Genomic DNA, 17452 nt, shown 5'->3' on the forward strand with positions numbered 1-17452 from the left:
AATCGTCGTGCAGGTATCTGCGCTTCTTCTCACAAAGGCCACAGCGAGTGGCCATTTCATGTCATTCGCTCAGTTGGGCAGCGCCCATGTCGCGATGTATCCCTTGATCCGACCGCTGGCCATCGTGCATTTCGCACGGCCCATAGAGGCCCATCGTGCAGGATGCTGGCCCTGTCAGCGAGCGAGTATCTATAACACGCTGATTTTATTGGGTTTTATTTTGTTAAAAACCTGGCATGCGCTCTGCAATACCTCTCCCAAGAGCGTCATGAACGAATAATCAGAATGCGGGAGTACAGCAGCATGACTCGCCAAACCCTCAGCCAATTGCGTGTATCGCCACGGTATGTGCAGCAAGGTTTGTTTGCCAGCTTGGCCATGATGGTCACGTTGATTGCAGGCCAGCAGATTCAGCATTGGCAGGAGAGTCAGCAGCAAGCCCAAGTGTTTGAGCGTCCGGCCATGACCCAGACCCATTTCAGTTCGATGCAGAGCCGCCCCGTCGCCAGCGCTGTCGGTGAGGTGAGCGTCAAGCAATTGCGAGTGGCTGACCAGGATTCAACTCTTGATCAGTTGCCAGCCCAGGAACGTTGGGTGTTCTAGGCAAGAAAAGCGGTCGTCCGCACTGGGCGTCCGTACGGCATGACCGCTGTACCCTCTAATAGAAGCGTAAGGAGAATCACCATGTTGAGTTGGGCAATCACATTTCTGATCATCGCCATTGTTGCTGCAGTACTGGGCTTCGGTGGTATCGCAGGCACCGCAACCGGTATCGCCAAGATCCTGTTTGTCGTCTTCCTGGTGATGTTCATTGCTTCGTTCTTCTTTGGTCGTCGCGGCCGAGGCTGAATATGACCACTTTGTCTCTCAAAGCCATTGCTGCCGCCCTGTTGCTGGGCGGTAGCGGTCTGGCGATGGCCGCCAATGACGGCCAGTCGCGGGCCAATGAATTGCTCAGCGCGGACCCGCAATACCGTGAGACTTGGCAAGGCGTGGTGAAGAAAGAAGAGCGCCTGCCGGAATGGGTGATGAACCTGACCGGTACGGCCGAGCAAATGAATGCCGTCGAAGAGGATGGTGACAAGTACTTGGTGGGCCCGCTCTGCGAGACCGCGGACACATGCCTGAACAAGCGCCTGATCGTCGCTTTCAGCTTTGACAAGGAAGATGCCTACGCCATGTTGGTGGAAGTGCCAGCCGGCCTCCCGGCGGACAAGTCCCCTACGCGGCACGCCGATTACCGTTTTATCGGTAAGCCGGATGAAGGTATGCAAAAGCTGCTGATGGAACAGCTCAAGAAAGACCCGAATTGGTACTAGGTTTCGTTTAAAGCACTTGCTGATAACGGGACCAGCGTCCATAGAAAGAAGCCCTTCGCTTCTTTCTTATGCATGCCTCGCCAAGGGGTATGCATGACCAGGGGGCCGGGTTGCTCTGATCGATTGGGATCGGCGTGACCTACGGGTACAGGGAGTACCTGCGCAAGGGCCGGGTCAGGCGAAAAGCTGCGACGCAGGTTCACAAGTCGTCGACTTGTTGAACTTGCGGCGGGCTTATGCCTCTTATGCCGCCCATAGCCCACCAATTTATTTTCGCCTGCCCTCAACCATTACTGAGTGTGTCGCTGCGACCATCTATCGAGAAAGTCTGCTGGGGTCTATAGGACATTTCAGACACCTCTGCGCTGAATCCTCAAGCATTTATGCCAACCGTTCGACCAGCGCCGAAAACCCTGCGTGAGCCGGAATTGGCCGTTTCACGGCATATTCGCCGGGCAAAATGTCGCATTTGAACTGACCGTTCGGACAGTTATTATCTAAAAAAGCCATGCCGATTCGGCATGGGGTAGGCGTTTACGGCATTAGACGTCGCCCCCTTGCATGGGAATAGTTGCGCCTTTTTTCGCCTGCCAGTAAGTCATTTCGGCCATGCGGCGGCGACCTTTCATGGAGGCGGATGCACACACTTTTTCGCTTTCGAGCGTTGCAGCTGGCGCATTTGCCTTAAGTTCACTTGAAGTAAGGGTAATGACATGAAGAAGGCAAAGCTAAGCCTCGCCTGGCAGATCCTCATCGGTTTGGTACTGGGGATCGCAATCGGTGCAGTGCTCAACCATTTCAGTGCTGAAAAGGCCTGGTGGATCAGCAATGTGCTGCAGCCGGCGGGCGATATCTTTATTCGCCTGATCAAGATGATCGTGATCCCGATTGTGATTTCCTCGCTGATCGTCGGTATTGCCGGTGTCGGTGACGCGAAAAAGCTCGGTCGCATCGGCGTCAAAACCATCCTCTACTTCGAAGTGGTCACCACCATTGCCATCGTGGTCGGTCTGTTGCTGGCCAACCTGTTCCACCCCGGCGCCGGGATCGACATGAGTACCCTGGGCACCGTGGACATCTCCAAATACCAGGCGACCGCCGCCGAGGTGCAGCACGAGCATGCGTTTATCCAGACCATCCTCAACCTGATCCCGTCCAACATCTTCGCCGCCGTCGCCCGTGGCGAAATGCTGCCGATCATCTTCTTCTCCGTGCTGTTCGGTCTGGGCCTGTCGAGCCTCAAGCCTGAGCTGCGCGAGCCGCTGGTGACCATGTTCCAGGGTGTATCCGAGAGCATGTTCAAAGTGACCCACATGATCATGAAATACGCCCCCATCGGTGTATTCGCGCTGATCGCGGTGACTGTGGCCAACTTCGGCTTCGCCTCCCTGCTGCCGCTGGCCAAGTTGGTGATCCTGGTTTATGTCGCCATCCTGTTCTTCGCTTTTGTGATTCTCGGCCTGATCGCGCGCCTGTTCGGCTTCTCGGTGATCAAGCTGATGCGCATCTTCAAGGATGAACTGGTGCTGGCCTACTCCACCGCCAGTTCCGAAACCGTGCTGCCGCGCGTGATCGAGAAGATGGAAGCCTACGGCGCGCCGAAGGCGATCTGCAGCTTTGTGGTGCCGACCGGCTACTCGTTCAACCTCGACGGTTCGACCCTGTACCAGAGCATCGCCGCGATCTTTATCGCCCAGTTGTACGGCATTGACCTGTCGATCGGTCAGCAACTGATGCTGGTACTGACCCTGATGGTCACCTCCAAAGGCATCGCCGGTGTACCGGGCGTGTCCTTTGTAGTACTGCTGGCGACCCTGGGCAGCGTGGGCATTCCGCTTGAGGGCCTGGCGTTCATCGCCGGTGTCGATCGTGTGATGGACATGGCGCGTACCGCTCTGAACGTGATTGGTAACGCGTTGGCCGTGCTGGTTATCGCCCGTTGGGAAGGCATGTACGACGACGCCAAGGGCGAGCGCTACTGGAATTCCCTGCCGCACTGGCGCAGCAAGGAAGCATTGCCGGTCGGCGAGGTCAGCCGCGGTTGAACCCCATGAGCTGAACAACGCAAACCCCGGGTAAATCCGGGGTTTGTCGTTTCTGCCGGCCCCGCTATCATTCGCCCCATCATTCGAGGGGATTCAACTGATGCTCAATGGCCTGTGGCTTGGCTTCTTTGTCGTGGCAATGGTGTCAGCACTGGCGCAATGGCTGGTCGGCGGTAACGCTGGGATCTTCGCGGCGATGGTGGAAAGCATTTTCGCCATGGCCAAACTGTCGGTTGAAGTGATGGTGTTGCTGTTCGGCACCCTGACGTTATGGCTGGGCTTTCTACGCATCGCCGAAAAGGCCGGCATCGTCGATTGGCTGGCCAAGGCCCTCGGCCCGCTGTTTCGTCGCCTGATGCCGGAAGTGCCGGCGGGTCACCCCGCTATCGGTCTGATCACCCTCAACTTCGCCGCCAACGGCCTGGGACTGGACAACGCCGCCACCCCCATCGGCCTCAAAGCCATGAAGGCGTTACAAGAACTCAACCCGCTGCCGACCACCGCAAGCAATGCGCAGATCCTGTTCCTGGTGCTCAATGCCTCGTCGCTGACGCTGTTGCCAGTGACCATCTTCATGTACCGCGCCCAACAAGGCGCCGCCGACCCGACGCTGGTGTTCCTGCCGATTCTGCTGGCGACCAGTGCGTCGACCCTGGTGGGCCTGCTCTCGGTTGCCGTCATGCAGCGCCTGCGGCTGTGGGACCCGGTGGTGTTGGCTTATTTGATTCCAGGCGCGCTGATGCTGGGCGGCTTCATGGCGTTGCTGGCGACCCTGTCCGCCACGGCACTGGCCGGGTTGTCGTCGATTCTCGGCAACCTGACCCTGTTCGGCCTGATCATGCTGTTCCTGCTGATCGGCGCGTTGCGCAAGGTGAAGGTGTACGAAGCATTTGTCGAAGGCGCCAAAGAAGGCTTCGATGTCGCCAAGAACCTGCTGCCGTACCTGGTGGCGATGCTGTGTGCGGTGGGCGTGTTACGTGCCTCCGGCGCGCTGGATTTCGGCCTGGAAGGGATTCGCCATGTGGTGGCGTGGACGGGCATGGACACGCGCTTTGTCGATGCCTTGCCGACTGCGATGGTCAAGCCGTTCTCCGGCAGTGCCGCGCGGGCAATGCTGATCGAGACCATGCAGACCCAAGGCGTGGACAGCTTCCCGGCGCTGGTGGCCGCGACGATTCAGGGCAGTACCGAAACCACCTTCTATGTGTTGGCGGTGTACTTTGGTTCGGTCGGTATCCAGCGCGCGCGGCATGCGGTGGGTTGTGCGTTGCTGGCGGAGTTTGCCGGTGTCGTGGCGGCTATCTCGGTGTGCTACTGGTTCTTTGGCTGAGAGTTAGATAGCTATCGGGGGCAAGCCCCCTCCCACCTATTGACTGTGAATACATTCAAATGTGGGAGGGGGCATGCCCCCGATGAGGCCCTTAGCGCTTCACGCCCCGGTTGCCCTGAGCCACCACCCAATCCACCACCTGCTTGTTCAGCTGATCCCCTGCCTGGCCAAACGCAGCCACCACCCCTGGCACCTGGGTATCGCTCACCGGCTGGCGCACTTCAAAGCGCCGACTGGCCAGAATCCGTTGATCGCTCCCACGTACCAGGCGTGCGTCCAGGCGAATCACCACCTCCACCGCATTGCCCCGGTATTGGCTCTGAAACGCCTGCAACTGCCCGCCCAGTTCATAGTCGGCCTGCAGGTTGGTGTCATCGGTGCTGAGCAGCGTGACCCGGCCATCGCGCTGGAAGCCGTCGAGCAGGCGATTACGCAACAGCACCGGCGCCGGATCGCTCCAGCGCGAGTTCGCATAGCTGCTGATCAAGTCGCCATTGGGCACCACGGCAATGCGCGGGCTGTCGAGAAATTCGCTGGTTTGCGGCTTGGTCACGCGCAGCGACCAACTCACCGGCGTGCCTTGGCTGGTGGCTTGGGCCGAAGCCAGGCGGTACACGTCGGACGGGTCGGCTTTGGGCAGGATCGAGCACGCGCTGATCAGCGCCAAGGCCACAGGGACGATCAGTTGATAAGCACGCTTCATGGCGTGAACTCCTTGTTCTTGTCGCTGCCCAGCAAGTAACCGCTGGGGTTGGCTTCCAGGCGGCGGGAGATGGCGCGCAGCGAGCCGAGGGTTTCGCGCAGTTCGCGCACGGCCGGCGCCAGTTCGTTGAGCCCTTGCATGCCGCTGTTGACCGAATCCTTGTTGTTGGTCAGCAAGGTATTGATGGTGGCGGTGCTTTGCTCAAGGGACTTCATGGCCTGTTCGGCGCTGCCGAAGGCTTGCTTGCCCTGCTCGTTCAGCAGGCCATTGGCATTGCGCATCAGCACGGTGGTCTGTTCCAGCGCGGCGCTTGCCTGTTTGCTCACTTGCATCAATTGCTGCATCACAACCTTGATATCGCCACGCTGGTCAGCGATGGCGCCGGTCGTTTGTTCCAGATGTGCAAGGGTATTGCTCAAGTGCTCGACGTTTTCCGCGGAGAACATGCTGTTGGCGTTGTGCAGCAGCACATTGATGCTGGTCATCAGATCATTGCTGTTGTTAAGCAAGCGCGCGATGGGCGAAGGTGAGGCGATGATTTCCGGCAGGTTGCCATTTTTGCCTTTGAGTTCGGGGCTTTGCGGCGTGCCGCCACTGAGCTGGATGATCGAGGTACCGGTGATGCCGGTCAGCGCGAGTTTGGCCTGGGTGTCTTCCTTGATCGGCGTCTGCCCGGCCAGGCGAATACGAGCGAGGACGCGACGCGGGTCTTTTGGGTCCAGGCGCAGGCTGATCACATCGCCCACCTTGATCCCGCTGTATTGCACCGCACTGCCTTGGGACAAACCGCTGACCGCTTCATTGAAGACCACTTCGTAATCCTGGAACGCGCTGTCGACGCTGGACTTGGCCAGCCACAAGCCAAACAGCATGGCGCCGACCACCACGATCACGCTGAACAGTCCGATCATCACATGATGGGCTCGGGTTTCCATGTCATACCTCGTTGAGCGATTGAGCGGCATCCAATGCCGCGCGGCCACGGGGGCCGTGGAAATATTCGTGAATCCACGGGTCGTCCGTTTCCGAGACGACATCGATAGCATCGGCCACCAGCACTTTTTTCTGCGCCAGTACTGCCACGCGGTCGGTGATGGTGTACAGCGTGTCCAGGTCGTGGGTTACCAGGAACACGCTCAAGCCCAGCGCGTCGCGCAGGGTCAGGATCAGTTGATCGAATTGCGCCGCGCCGATCGGGTCGAGGCCCGCGGTGGGTTCATCAAGGAACAGGATGTCTGGATCCAGCGCCAAGGCTCGGGCCAGAGCGGCGCGTTTGATCATGCCGCCGGACAACGAGGCCGGGTACTTGTCGGCCGCCGACAGCGGCAGCCCGGCCAGCGCCAGTTTCACCGCAGCCAAATGCTCGGCATCGGCGCGGCTCAGGCCCGCATGTTCGATCAGTGGCAGCGCGACGTTCTCGGTCACCGTCAGCGAGGAAAACAGCGCGCCCTTCTGGAACAGCACGCCGAAGCGCCGTTCCACCAGGGAACGCTCCTGTTCCGGCAGGCTCGGCAGGTTCTTGCCGAACACCCGCACTTCACCCTCGTTTGGCCGGCGCAGGCCGACGATACTGCGCAGCAGCACCGACTTACCACTGCCGGAACCGCCCACCACCGCGAGGATTTCACCTTTATACAAGTCCAGATCGAGGTTCTCGTGCACGCGCTGGCTGCCAAAGCGATTGCACAGGCCGCGCACTTCAATCACCGCCTCGGCGGGTGCCCGGTGTAGACGGCTCACCAGCTCATCTCCATGAAGAACAGAGCCGCGACCGCATCCAGCAAGATCACCACGAAAATCGATTGCACCACGCTGGAGGTGGTGTGGGCACCGACCGACTCAGCACTGCCGCTGACCTTGAAGCCCTCCAGGCAGCCAATCGCCGCGATCAGGAAAGCGAATATCGGGGCTTTCACCATGCCCACCAGGAAATGTTGAACCCCAATGTCCGATTGCAACAGCGAGAGGAACATCGCCGGTGAAATATCCAAGGCCACGGCGCATACCACGCCACCGCCGACAATCCCCGAGAGCATCGCCAGAAACGTCAGCATCGGCAGCGCCACCAGCAGCGCCAGCACGCGGGGCAGCACCAGCAACTCCATCGGGTCCAGCCCCAGGGTGCGGATAGCGTCGATTTCTTCGTTGGCCTTCATCGAGCCGATTTGTGCGGTAAACGCACTGGCCGTGCGGCCAGCGATCAGGATCGCCGTCAGTAGTACGCCGAATTCTCGTAGGAAAGAGAACGCCACCAGGTCCACGGTAAAAATCGTCGCGCCAAAGCTTTTGAGCACGGTGGCACCGAGAAAGGCCACTACGGCGCCGACCAGGAAGGTCAACAAGGCCACGATGGGTGCGGCATCCAGGCCGACCTGTTCGAGGTGGGCAACCATGGGCGTAATGCGCCAGCGCTTGGGCCGGAACAGGCTGCGGGCGAAGGTTTCGAGGATCAGGCCGATAAAGCCCAGCAGTTTCTTGCTGTCCTGCCACACCTTGTCCACCGCTGCACCGATACGCGCCAGCACCTGAATACCGGTAGCTTCTTCGGGGGCTTTGTCCGGCACGCAGAAGTCGTTGAGGGAGCGATACACGGTTTTAAGCAGTGCGCGGTCGGCGGTGGACAGGCTGCAATCGGTCTGCTCGGCGGATTGCTCGATGCGGGTCGGCCCGAGCAGTTCCACCAGCAGTGACGCGCCAGCAGTGTCCAGGGCGCCGAGGCCATTGAGATCGATGCGCGCGCCGGCGTCGTATTGGCCGTCGAGCTTGTCCGACAGCTTTTTCAGGCTGGCGTAGTGGGCAAGCGTCCAGTCCCCCGTAATCCTGAGTAACGGAGGGGCGGTGGACGTATCGAGATGGGCGGCGCCGGCCGTGGTGTGGGTGGTCATAAGCTCCGAGCTTGTTTGCTATCCACAAGTCCTACGTAATAGCACGAAGCAGCCTACTGTGGGTTGTCCGTTTGTGCTGCGTCGGTGACTTTAAAGCGCAGCACGCCGATCACTTGTCCGTCTTCGGTGAGCACCCTCACCTGCCAGCGCCCTACGGAGTCGGCCGGGAAGTTCTGCTTGTGGGTCCAGGCGCGGTAGCCCTCTTTGCGTCCGCCGTGAATATCCAGGGCGATACGGTCCACTTCTTTGCCGTTGAGTTTCCACACATGGTAGATGCGCTCATCCAGCCCCCGCGGCGCGTTGATAGCGGTGTAGGCATACAGCCCGCCGTTTCGCAGTTGCGCGGCGCTCACTTGTTTGAGGTCATCGCCTGGGGTGCGGTCCTGCAACTGCGTGCTGATGGCCACTTCGGTCATCCACAGCGTGGCCGGCGGCACCCAACTGCGCAGCAGCCAGCCCGCCGCGCCGATGGCGGCCGTGACCCCCAGCAGCATCGCCCAGCCCTTGAGGCTGCGCAGCGGCAGGCTCACGGCCAGGCTCGGAATCGACAAGGCCATGGCCACGCCGAGGGCGAGTTTGTAACTCTCGGCGGTGGTCAGGTGCAGGATGATCGGCAGTGCAGTGAGCAGCGCGGCGAACAGGGTCAGGGTGTGCAAGGCCAGGAACAGCGAACGCTTGGGCGCCAGCCACTTGTAGTACAGCGGGTCGATGATCGACACCAGCGCCGCGGCGCCGAGCAGCCCTGTAAATATCGATTGGCCACTGTTCCAGGCCGTGGTGACGAAAAAGAACGGCAGCACGAAGAACAGACTTTCCTGGTGGATCATCTGGGTCGCGTAGCGCAGCAGAGGTTCGGGAATTTCCCGCTTGAAGAGTTTGGTGAACAGCTGCGTGAAGCTGTTTTCGAGCATCAGCCATAGCCAGCTCACCAGCATGATCACCGCGATCCAACTGGCCATGCCCTGCTGACGGTCCACCAGGATGAAGCTGCACACCCCCGAGATAAAACCACCGAGTGCGATCACCCCTGGGTAGCGCTTCATCAGTTCAAGGATGCGCTGGATATAGTGAGTCAGGTTTGGCATTCGGCGATTCGCAGTGTGTGTAGGAAAAATCCCAGACAGAATAACGTCTTAGCCGGGTGTTCGGTGTGTCATTGCACAACCCGTTTGCGATAACGCCGCACGCTTACCCACAGGATCGCGATCACCCCCAGTAGGCCGACGCCGAGCCCACTCAGGCTGTCGTAGCTCAACAGTGGTTTTTCGATGCGCCAGTAGCCGGGTTGCTTGAGCAACTCGCGCAGTGTCTGGTTGGCCTCGTCCAGTTTGACTGCCTTGATGCGTTTGGCTGGGTCGCTGAAATGGCCGTTGTCATAGTCGCTGGTAGCGCTCCAATAGTAGTCGGCCAGCGCGCTGTTGCCCTGCACAGCCCAGGCTTGTCGGGCAATGGCCGCTTGTTGCAGGCGCGCAAAGGTGGCCGGGTCCAGGCCGTCTTTGAGCAATTGCGTCTTGAGGTCTTGCAGTACCTGTTCGGCTTCGCTGAGGTCTTCCCGTTCCAGGTCTGCGTTCAGGCTCAGAAAACCGACGCCGCCGAGCACTTCGCGTTCGGCCCAGGGGCCGTAGGACAGACCATGTTTGAGGCGCAGTTGGCGGTACAGCGCCCAGTCCAAGTAGTCCTTGAGCAGGTCGTAGGTTTCATCGTGCTGGTCGTCCAGCACCGGTTCCGGCAGCAGCCAGTGCAGTTTGACGCTGTTGCCCAGCCATCCGTGGATCAGTTCGCGATGGGCGGCGGCGGCCTGTTGGATCTGCGGCAGCGGTAAATGGTCGCTGGGTTCGACCGGCGTCAATTGGCCGTAGGTGCGTTCCAGATAGGCCGGCAGCAGTTTGTCGAGATCGCCGACGACGATCAGCGTCATGTTGTTGGGGGCGTACCAGTCCTTGCGCAGTTTTTGCAATTGATCGCGGGTCAGGTGATTGACCTCGGCGCGTTCGGCACATTTAAGTCCCAGCTCGACGGCCAGTTGATTGCTGGCGGTGTGGCCCAGGTCCTGGCGGTCAAGCAGGCGTTGCAGGCGTGAGTAGTGGCCGCCGTCCTCACGTTCCACCACCTGTTTAGCTGCATTGATGTGGGCGTCGGTCAACTCGGTGCGAGTAAGGATCGCCAGCAGCAGGTCCAGCACTTTGCGCTGGTTATAGGCGGGCGCTTCGATCACGAAGGTGGTATCGGCGTTGCTGGTGTAGGCATTCCATTCGCCGCCCAGGGCTTGCATGCGTTCTTCCAGATCGCCTTCGTCGCCGCCATCGATGCCGCTGAACAGCAGGTGTTCAAACAGGTGAGGCAGCTCTTTGTCCTCGCACCGGAAGTCATCCAGGCCCACACCCACCACCAAGCGAATCGCCACATGCCCGCGCTCGGTACCCGGTTTGAGCAGCAGTTGCAGGCCGTTGGGCAAGGTGTAGCCCTCGACTTGCAGGCGGTCAAAGGCAAAGGCGTGAGCGGCGCCCATCAGCAGGCAGGCGAATAACAGGCGACGCATAACTGGCTTCCTGGCGAGTGAGGTCAGTTGTAACTGACTTCACGGGCCATCGTACGTTCAGGGTGAATGCGTGATGTCGGCAATATCTTCGGCCGAGAGTGCGCCGGTGTCGGACGTTTCCAACACCACATACGCACTGCTGCAAAACAACGAGTTCAGGCGCTTCATGTCGGCAATCAGCTCCAGATGCAGGGAACTGGTCTCCAGGCTTTGTACGATCTTGCGCTGCAGACGGCTGACATGGGCATGGGCCAGGCGCCGCTCCTGGGCGCGGAAGCGGCGCTTCTCGCGCAGCAGTTGGCGCGCGCTGTGGGGGTCGGCGCTGAGAAACACCGACAGCCCCAGGCGCAGGTTGGCGATCAACTGGCTGTGCAGGTCGGTGAGTTCTTCCAGGCCCACCTCCGAGAACTGCCGGCGCTGGGAGGTCTTCTGCTGCTGGACCTTGCGCAGCATGCGTTCGATCAAGTCGCCGGCCAGCTTGAGGTTGATCGATAGCTCGATGATTTCGGCCCACCGGCGGCTGTCTTGTTCGCTGAGGTCTTCGCGGGGCATTTGCGCCAGGTAGAGCTTAATGGCGCTGTAGAGCGCTTCAACGTCATCGCTGAGGCTGCGCATTTCCTGGGTGATGGCCGTCTGTTTGCCGCGCAGTACTTCCTGCATGGCGGTGAGCATATTGTCGATCAGGTCACCCAGGCGCAGGGTCTCTCGCGCGGCGTTGGCTAGCGCCAAGCTGGGAGTGGTGAGGGCGGTAGGGTCCAGATGCCGTGGTTTGGCTTTGCCATTGACCTCTTCTCGCTCTGGCAGCAGCCACGTGCACAAGCGTGCCATCGGGCCGATGGTGGGCAGCAGGATCAGGCAGCGGCTGACGTTGTAGAGCAAATGAAAGGTGATGACCATGCCCTGGGCGCTGTAGTCCAGGTTATCCATCCAGCGTACGAGCGGGTCGAGCACCGGGATGATCAGCAGCAGACCGATCAGTTTGTACAGCAGGCTCCCTAGGGCGACCTGGCGACCGGCCGCGTTCTGCATGCTGGTACTGAGAAATGCCAGTATGCCGCTGCCGATATTGGCGCCGATCACCAGGCCGATTGCCACATGCAGGCCGATCACGCCGGCGCCGGCCAGGGTTGCGGTCAGCAGCACCGCGGCCAGGCTGGAGTAGGAGATCATGGCGAACAACGCGCCGACCAAGGCGTCGAGCAGGATGTCGCCGGTCAGCGACGCAAACACGACTTTGACTCCCTGGGCATGGGTAATTGGTCCCGCCGCTTCGACGATCAATTGCAGCGCCAGGATGATCAGCCCCAGGCCGATGCCCACCCGGCCCAACTGCCCTGCCCGCGTCTGTTTGCGCGACAGGAAGAAAATCACCCCCAGAAAAATCAACAGCGGCGACAGCCAGGACAGATCAAAGGTGAGTACCCGCGCCATCAAGGCCGTGCCGACGTCGGCGCCGAGCATGGTGGCCATGGCCGGCATCAGCCCCATCAGGCCCTGGCCGACGAATGATGTCACCAGCATCGCCGTGGCGTTACTGCTCTGCACCATGGCGGTCACCAGAATGCCGGCGATAAACGCCAGCCAGCGCTTGGCCATGTTCTGACCGATGACGTGGCGCAAGTTGGAACCGTAGACCCGCAGGATGCCGGTTCGGACGATGTGCGTGCCCCAGATCAGCAGGGTCACGGCGGAAAGCAGATTGAGCAAGGTCAGCATGCTCGGCCCCCCGTGTGGGTGGGCTCCAGAAGGAGCCAATGAGAATTGCCGCGTGCCGTTCTACGTCTTGTACTTAAGCTGTAGTTGGCGAATGGGCTCGGCGCCAGCATCGCATAGCTAAAGTGGGGATTGAAACAAAACTGTCATGAAATCAGCTTTTTGCTATGTAAAAAAAACGGGGCGCGAAGGCCCCGTTTTTGTTCAGGCTCGGGTTTACTGACCCGGAATGTCCTTGCGCAGTTTCACCGGATCCTGCTGCTTTTTCTTTTTCGCGATGGCGGTGCGCATCTTGATGTTTACCGCTTCCACCGCCAACGAGAACGCCATGGCGAAGTAGACGTAACCCTTCGGCACATGCACATCGAAGGATTCGGCGATCAGCACGGTACCCACCACCAGCAGGAACGACAGCGCGAGCATTTTCAATGACGGGTGCTTATCGATGAACTCGCTGATCTTGCCGGCCGCCAGCATCATCACCAGTACGGCGACGACGATCGCGGCGACCATGACCGGCACATGGGACACCATGCCGACCGCAGTGATCACCGAGTCCAGGGAGAACACGATGTCGATGATCGCGATCTGGATGATGGTGTAGATGAACTTGCCACCGGCGCCCTTGGGCTCCTCGTGGGTTTCGTCTTCGCCTTCCAGCGCGTGGTACATCTCCTGGGAGCTTTTCCACAGCAGGAACAGGCCACCGAAGAACAGAATCAGGTCGCGACCGGAAATGCCCTGGCCGAGGACCACGAACAGGTCGGCGGTCAATTGCATCACCCAAGTGATCGACAGCAGCAGCATGATGCGCGTGACCATTGCCAGCGCCAGGCCGAAAATCCGGGTGCGCGCTTGCATGTGCTTGGGCATGCGGCTGACCAGGATCGAAATCATGATGATGTTATCGATGCCCAGAACGATCTCGAGGGCCGTCAGGGTGAAGAAGGCAATCCAGATCTCCGGATTGGTCAGCCATTCCATGTGTATTCCTTTGCGCAAGTGTTGAACCGCGCCGGTCTGGAACCGGCGCAGTGGGTTGTACGGTTATAGAGTGCTGAACAGCGGAAAAATCCCCATCAGCAAGGCGGCGAACATTATGCACAGGCACACCAGCACTGCCCACTTCAACGTAAAGCGCTGGTGATCGCCAAATTCGATACCGGCCAGGGCCACCAGCAGGTAGGTCGAGGGGACCAACGGGCTGAGCAAGTGCACGGGCTGACCAACGATGGAAGCGCGGGCCATTTCCACGGCGGTGATGCCATAGTGGCTGGCGGCTTCGGCGAGTACTGGCAGTACGCCGTAGTAGAACGCGTCGTTGGACATGAAGAACGTGAACGGCATGCTCACCAGCGCGGTGATCACCGCCAGGTACGGGCCCAACGCTTCAGGGATGACCGCCAGCAGGCTCTTGGACATAGCATCGACCATGCCGGTACCCGACAGAATGCCGGTGAAAATGCCCGCCGCGAAGATCAGCCCCACCACCGCCAGCACGCTGCCGGCGTGAGCGGCTACGCGGTCTTTTTGTTGTTGCAGGCACGGGTAGTTGACGATCATCGCGATGCTGAACGCCACCATGAACAGCACCGGCAGCGGCAACAGACCTGCAATCAGAGTGCACATCAGCGCCAGGGTCAGGGCGCCGTTGAACCAGATCAGCTTCGGACGGCGAGCGTCCGGGTACTGCGACACACTGATCTCGCTGTGGTCGATTTCGTCGACTTGCAGGTGCAGTTCACCCAAGCGCGCACGTTCGCGCTTGCCGTACATGTAAGCGATCACCAGGATCGCCACCACGCCGGCGGCCATGGCGGGGATCATGGGTACGAAAATATCCGACGGGTCCACATGCAGCGCACTGGCGGCGCGGGCGGTGGGGCCGCCCCAGGGGGTCATGTTCATCACGCCACCGGCGAGGATGATCAGGCCGGCCATGATCCGCGGGCTCATGCCGATGCGCTGGTACAGCGGCAGCATGGCGGCTACGCAGATCATGTACGTGGTGGCGCCGTCACCGTCGAGGGACACCACCAGGGCCAGCACCGCGGTGCCGACCGAGATTTTCAGCGGGTCGCCCTTGACCATCTTGAGGATCTTGCGCACGGCCGGGTCGAACAGGCCGGAGTCGATCATCAAGGCAAAGTAGAGGATGGCGAACATCAGCATCACGCCGGTCGGCGCGAGCTTGGTGATGCCTTCGAGCATCATCGGGCCGATCTTCGGCGCGAAGCCGCCGAACAGCGCGAACAGGATCGGCACAATGATCAAGGCGATCAGCGCGGACAAGCGCTTGGTCATGATCAGGAACATGAACGTGATGACCATGGCAAAGCCAAGGAAAGTCAGCATAGGAATACTCCAGGCGTAGCGCGGCTAGGGAATGGCGAACCGGAACGGTTCAGCGCAGAACGACAGTCACGAGGCTTACGGATGGAGTTGGAGCGAACAGGCGGGTACGGACGGACATCGGGGATCACCATTGTTGTTGTGTACAGCCGGTCTGTTGCCGGCAGTTGGGGGCGATCCTAGACGCGTAAGCTTTCAGCCAGCTTTCGCTGGCAAAACAGTTGGTGGTGGGAAGATGCGCGGTCTTCAGGGGAACGCATGTCAACTATCGCGGGGGCCTCAGGGCAGTTCGAGGCCGCCCGCCGCCTTGTGCAGTTTGCGCAGATGTTCACCGACCTGCTTGAGGTTGGCTTCACAGGCGGCGATCTCGGCGGCACGGGACGGATCCAGCAGCGCCCTCACCTCTTTGTCCAGCTCGCCGGTCAGCGATTGCAATTGCTTTTGGCGCTCGGCGCTTTCTGACTCCAGGCGCGTGGCTTCCGACGGTTGCGGCAGACCGTAGCCGCCACTGCCCAGCAGTTCAGCCGGGCGACTGAGAAAGCCACTGTTGGCAAGGATCTGCTGCAACGTGGCGTTGGCTTTCTCCATGCCGCCGTTTTTCAACTCGCGGGCGCCGAGGTAACGCTGCTTGACCTCATCCTGGGCCAGCATCAGCTGTTTACGGAAGCTCGCCTGTTCCAACAGCAGCAACGCCGCACTGGTGCGCAGATCGGCCTGGTTGAACCACACGCGACGTTGCTCGGCGCTGAGGGAGAGCCAGTCTTCAACCTGAGTCTGTTTGATCGGCAGATGTTTGCGCAGCACGTCGAACATGGCCTGGTAGCGTTCGCGGAAGGAGTCGAAGTGATACCCCAGGCGCAGCGCTTCACGTTTGTCGTCCAGCACGCTGGTATCGGCCAGACCGCGAGCCTGCAGTACTTCCAGCAAGCCATTGGGGGTAATGTTGTCCAGGCCGGTCAGCTGCGGGTTGGCGCTGCCGCTGCGCAACAGTTTCAGGCTTTCCACGGCACAGTTATTGGACAGGAAGAAATAGTTGCCGTCGTAGCTCCAGTGCATTTCAGCGGCGTGCTCGACGGTTTCGTTGATCTCCCGGCGCGTGAGTTTCAGCGGGACGGAGGCCAGGCCGCGCAGTTCGGTCTTGGTGTATTCATCGATCACCTGCGCCAGCGGCAATACGAACAGCCGTGACGGGTATTTGCCCACCAGACCGTCCCAGCTCGACAGTTGCACGTCACCGACGAAAGCGCGGTAGGACAGCACCAGGTGCTGGTCCAGATCCAGCCGACAGTCCGGCCCACGCGGGCGGCCCGGGGCGCAGATCACCAGACGCAACATGCTGTGGCCCCAACGGCTCACTAGGTTCTGGTTGGCTTCGGCCAGCAAGTAGTCAATCTGGTATACCCGCTCGGGATCGATATGACCCAGCGGCGTTTTGGCGAAATCGTTGCCGGCATTGAGAAACGCGTAAGTCTTGGCGCAGGCATCCTGTTCGGGCGGGGCCCAGCCGAAGTGATCGCGGTAGTAACGGAACAGTGCCGGGCGCCGGCAAGCGTAGCTCGGGTCGAGGAGGAAGTACTCCATATTGACCGCGACGAATTCCAGCGGGCTGGTGGTTTCGTACAGGTCGGGGCTGCGCACCACCTGGCGGTTGTGTTGTTCGCGTTCGCCGCGCCTGCCGACGTATTGCGGCCAACCGGCGAGGTCGAGCAATCGCGGGTCATCGCTGAGGGTGAAGCGCCGGTCGTTCTGGCCACGGCACTGATCCGGCAGGCCGATCACGCCGGTGATGCTGTTCTGGCGACTGCAGCGCTGGATCAGCCTGCGTTCGTCTTCGGACCACAGGCGCGCGCGATCATAGATGTGAGTCAGTTCATGCAGGACCGTGGCCAGCATTTCCCGGCGCACGGTGCCGTGGGGGCGATTGGTTTTACGCGTGGCGGCGCTGCCGTCGGTCAGGCTGGCCAACAGGTTGCGGTTGAGGTCCAGCTCGGACACCAGGGAGGCTTGGCCGTAAGCGTTTGCAGGCATCTGGTCGGTCCAGCCGACATCGATGCGTCGGTCCAGTTGCTCGATAAAGCGCGGCGGCAACGCGCGCATCGCATCATCGAGCAATGCCTGGCTGGCCTGCTGTTCAGCCGGGCTCAAGCCCTCGGTCTTGAGCCGCAGTTGCAGGCTGGCCTGGGCAGCGCTGGCGCATAGCAGCACAGTCCCGGCCAGGAGCCAGGCCGCGAGGCGCCTCACAGTGCGAGGATGGCTTCGGCGAGAGTCTGGTCGCTGGCATCGCGTGCTTCAGGCAGGCGGGTTCGCAGGGTATCGAAGGCGGCCTCCAGTTGCGCGCCACGGATTTCGCCGTTGGTGGCGACAAAACTGGCGGCGTCGTCGTGGGCTTCGCGTACGACCTTGGAATCGCGGATGGAGGTGGTGGTGTCTGAGGTGAAATCAATGGTGCGACCGGAGGCGCGCACAATGATGTTACTGGTGGCCACCAGGGTATGCGCCTGGGCAACGTCGGCCAACAACAGCAGGCCAAGGGTGGCGACGATCAGCGGGCTACGCATGGAATGAC

General features: G+C 60.6%; 16 protein-coding genes. 5 read left to right on the plus strand and 11 right to left on the minus strand.

Going from position 1 to position 17452, the window contains the following annotated elements; translation table 11 throughout:
* The first annotated feature begins 303 nt into the window (after positions 1–303).
* The 5 genes from HRH33_RS01340 (at position 304) to HRH33_RS01360 (ending at position 4694) form a co-directional block, all read left to right on the plus strand.
* Positions 304–603, plus strand: coding sequence for a hypothetical protein (locus HRH33_RS01340; RefSeq protein WP_167417393.1), 300 nt, complete (start codon positions 304–306; stop codon positions 601–603).
* Positions 604–684: 81 nt separating this feature from the next.
* Positions 685–849, plus strand: coding sequence for a DUF1328 domain-containing protein (locus HRH33_RS01345; protein WP_003170804.1), 165 nt, complete (start codon positions 685–687; stop codon positions 847–849).
* Between the two features lie 2 nt (positions 850–851).
* Positions 852–1319 (plus strand): inhibitor of vertebrate lysozyme family protein, encoded by a 468-nt coding sequence (locus HRH33_RS01350; protein WP_034111150.1) that lies wholly within the window; start codon positions 852–854, stop codon positions 1317–1319.
* 713 nt (positions 1320–2032) lie between these two features.
* Complete coding sequence (gene gltP, locus HRH33_RS01355) at positions 2033–3364, plus strand: glutamate/aspartate:proton symporter GltP (RefSeq protein WP_034101729.1); 1332 nt, start codon at positions 2033–2035, stop codon at positions 3362–3364.
* A gap of 100 nt (positions 3365–3464) precedes the next feature.
* Positions 3465–4694: a nucleoside recognition domain-containing protein gene (locus HRH33_RS01360; RefSeq protein WP_034101730.1), complete on the plus strand. Its 1230-nt coding sequence runs from the start codon at positions 3465–3467 to the stop codon at positions 4692–4694.
* 91 nt (positions 4695–4785) lie between these two features.
* On the opposite strand, the gene HRH33_RS01365 is transcribed toward HRH33_RS01360, so the two are convergent.
* The 11 genes from HRH33_RS01365 to HRH33_RS01415 all read right to left on the minus strand — a co-directional run bounded on the left by HRH33_RS01365 (position 4786) and on the right by HRH33_RS01415 (position 17444).
* Positions 4786–5397, minus strand: a complete 612-nt coding sequence (locus HRH33_RS01365) for an ABC-type transport auxiliary lipoprotein family protein (protein WP_167417394.1) — start codon at positions 5395–5397, stop codon at positions 4786–4788.
* The gene (locus HRH33_RS01370) at positions 5394–6332 is read right to left on the minus strand and encodes an MlaD family protein (protein WP_034136364.1); all 939 of its coding nucleotides are present in this window, start codon (positions 6330–6332) and stop codon (positions 5394–5396) included. The genes HRH33_RS01365 and HRH33_RS01370 overlap by 4 nt, the downstream gene beginning before the upstream one ends.
* A gap of 1 nt (position 6333) precedes the next feature.
* On the minus strand, positions 6334–7137 hold the full coding sequence (locus HRH33_RS01375) for an ABC transporter ATP-binding protein (protein WP_034136365.1): 804 nt from the start codon (positions 7135–7137) through the stop codon (positions 6334–6336).
* Positions 7134–8282: an ABC transporter permease gene (locus HRH33_RS01380; RefSeq protein WP_034101735.1), complete on the minus strand. Its 1149-nt coding sequence runs from the start codon at positions 8280–8282 to the stop codon at positions 7134–7136. Before HRH33_RS01380 ends, HRH33_RS01375 begins: the two co-directional genes overlap by 4 nt.
* A 53-nt stretch (positions 8283–8335) precedes the next feature.
* On the minus strand, positions 8336–9367 hold the full coding sequence (locus tag HRH33_RS01385; protein ID WP_034136367.1) for a DUF5924 family protein: 1032 nt from the start codon (positions 9365–9367) through the stop codon (positions 8336–8338).
* Between the two features lie 68 nt (positions 9368–9435).
* Complete coding sequence (locus HRH33_RS01390; protein ID WP_167417395.1) at positions 9436–10821, minus strand: M16 family metallopeptidase; 1386 nt, start codon at positions 10819–10821, stop codon at positions 9436–9438.
* A gap of 57 nt (positions 10822–10878) precedes the next feature.
* A complete protein-coding gene (locus HRH33_RS01395) occupies positions 10879–12537 on the minus strand; it encodes a Na/Pi cotransporter family protein (RefSeq protein ID WP_034111154.1) in 1659 nt (552 codons plus the stop codon).
* Between the two features lie 213 nt (positions 12538–12750).
* Positions 12751–13518, minus strand: coding sequence for a TerC family protein (locus tag HRH33_RS01400; RefSeq protein ID WP_034101741.1), 768 nt, complete (start codon positions 13516–13518; stop codon positions 12751–12753).
* 63 nt (positions 13519–13581) lie between these two features.
* Entirely contained in the window at positions 13582–14889 is a 1308-nt protein-coding gene (locus HRH33_RS01405) for a CitMHS family transporter (RefSeq protein ID WP_167417396.1), read from the minus strand.
* A 276-nt stretch (positions 14890–15165) separates the two neighbouring features.
* Positions 15166–17127, minus strand: coding sequence for a DUF7844 domain-containing protein (locus HRH33_RS01410; protein WP_167417397.1), 1962 nt, complete (start codon positions 17125–17127; stop codon positions 15166–15168).
* Entirely contained in the window at positions 17124–17444 is a 321-nt protein-coding gene (locus HRH33_RS01415; RefSeq protein WP_034101745.1) for a DUF2388 domain-containing protein, read from the minus strand. The genes HRH33_RS01410 and HRH33_RS01415 overlap by 4 nt, the downstream gene beginning before the upstream one ends.
* Between the last annotated feature and the right edge of the window lie 8 nt (positions 17445–17452).

It is taken from the genome of Pseudomonas rhodesiae, from assembly GCF_013285305.1.
Lineage (GTDB): Bacteria > Pseudomonadota > Gammaproteobacteria > Pseudomonadales > Pseudomonadaceae > Aquipseudomonas > Aquipseudomonas rhodesiae.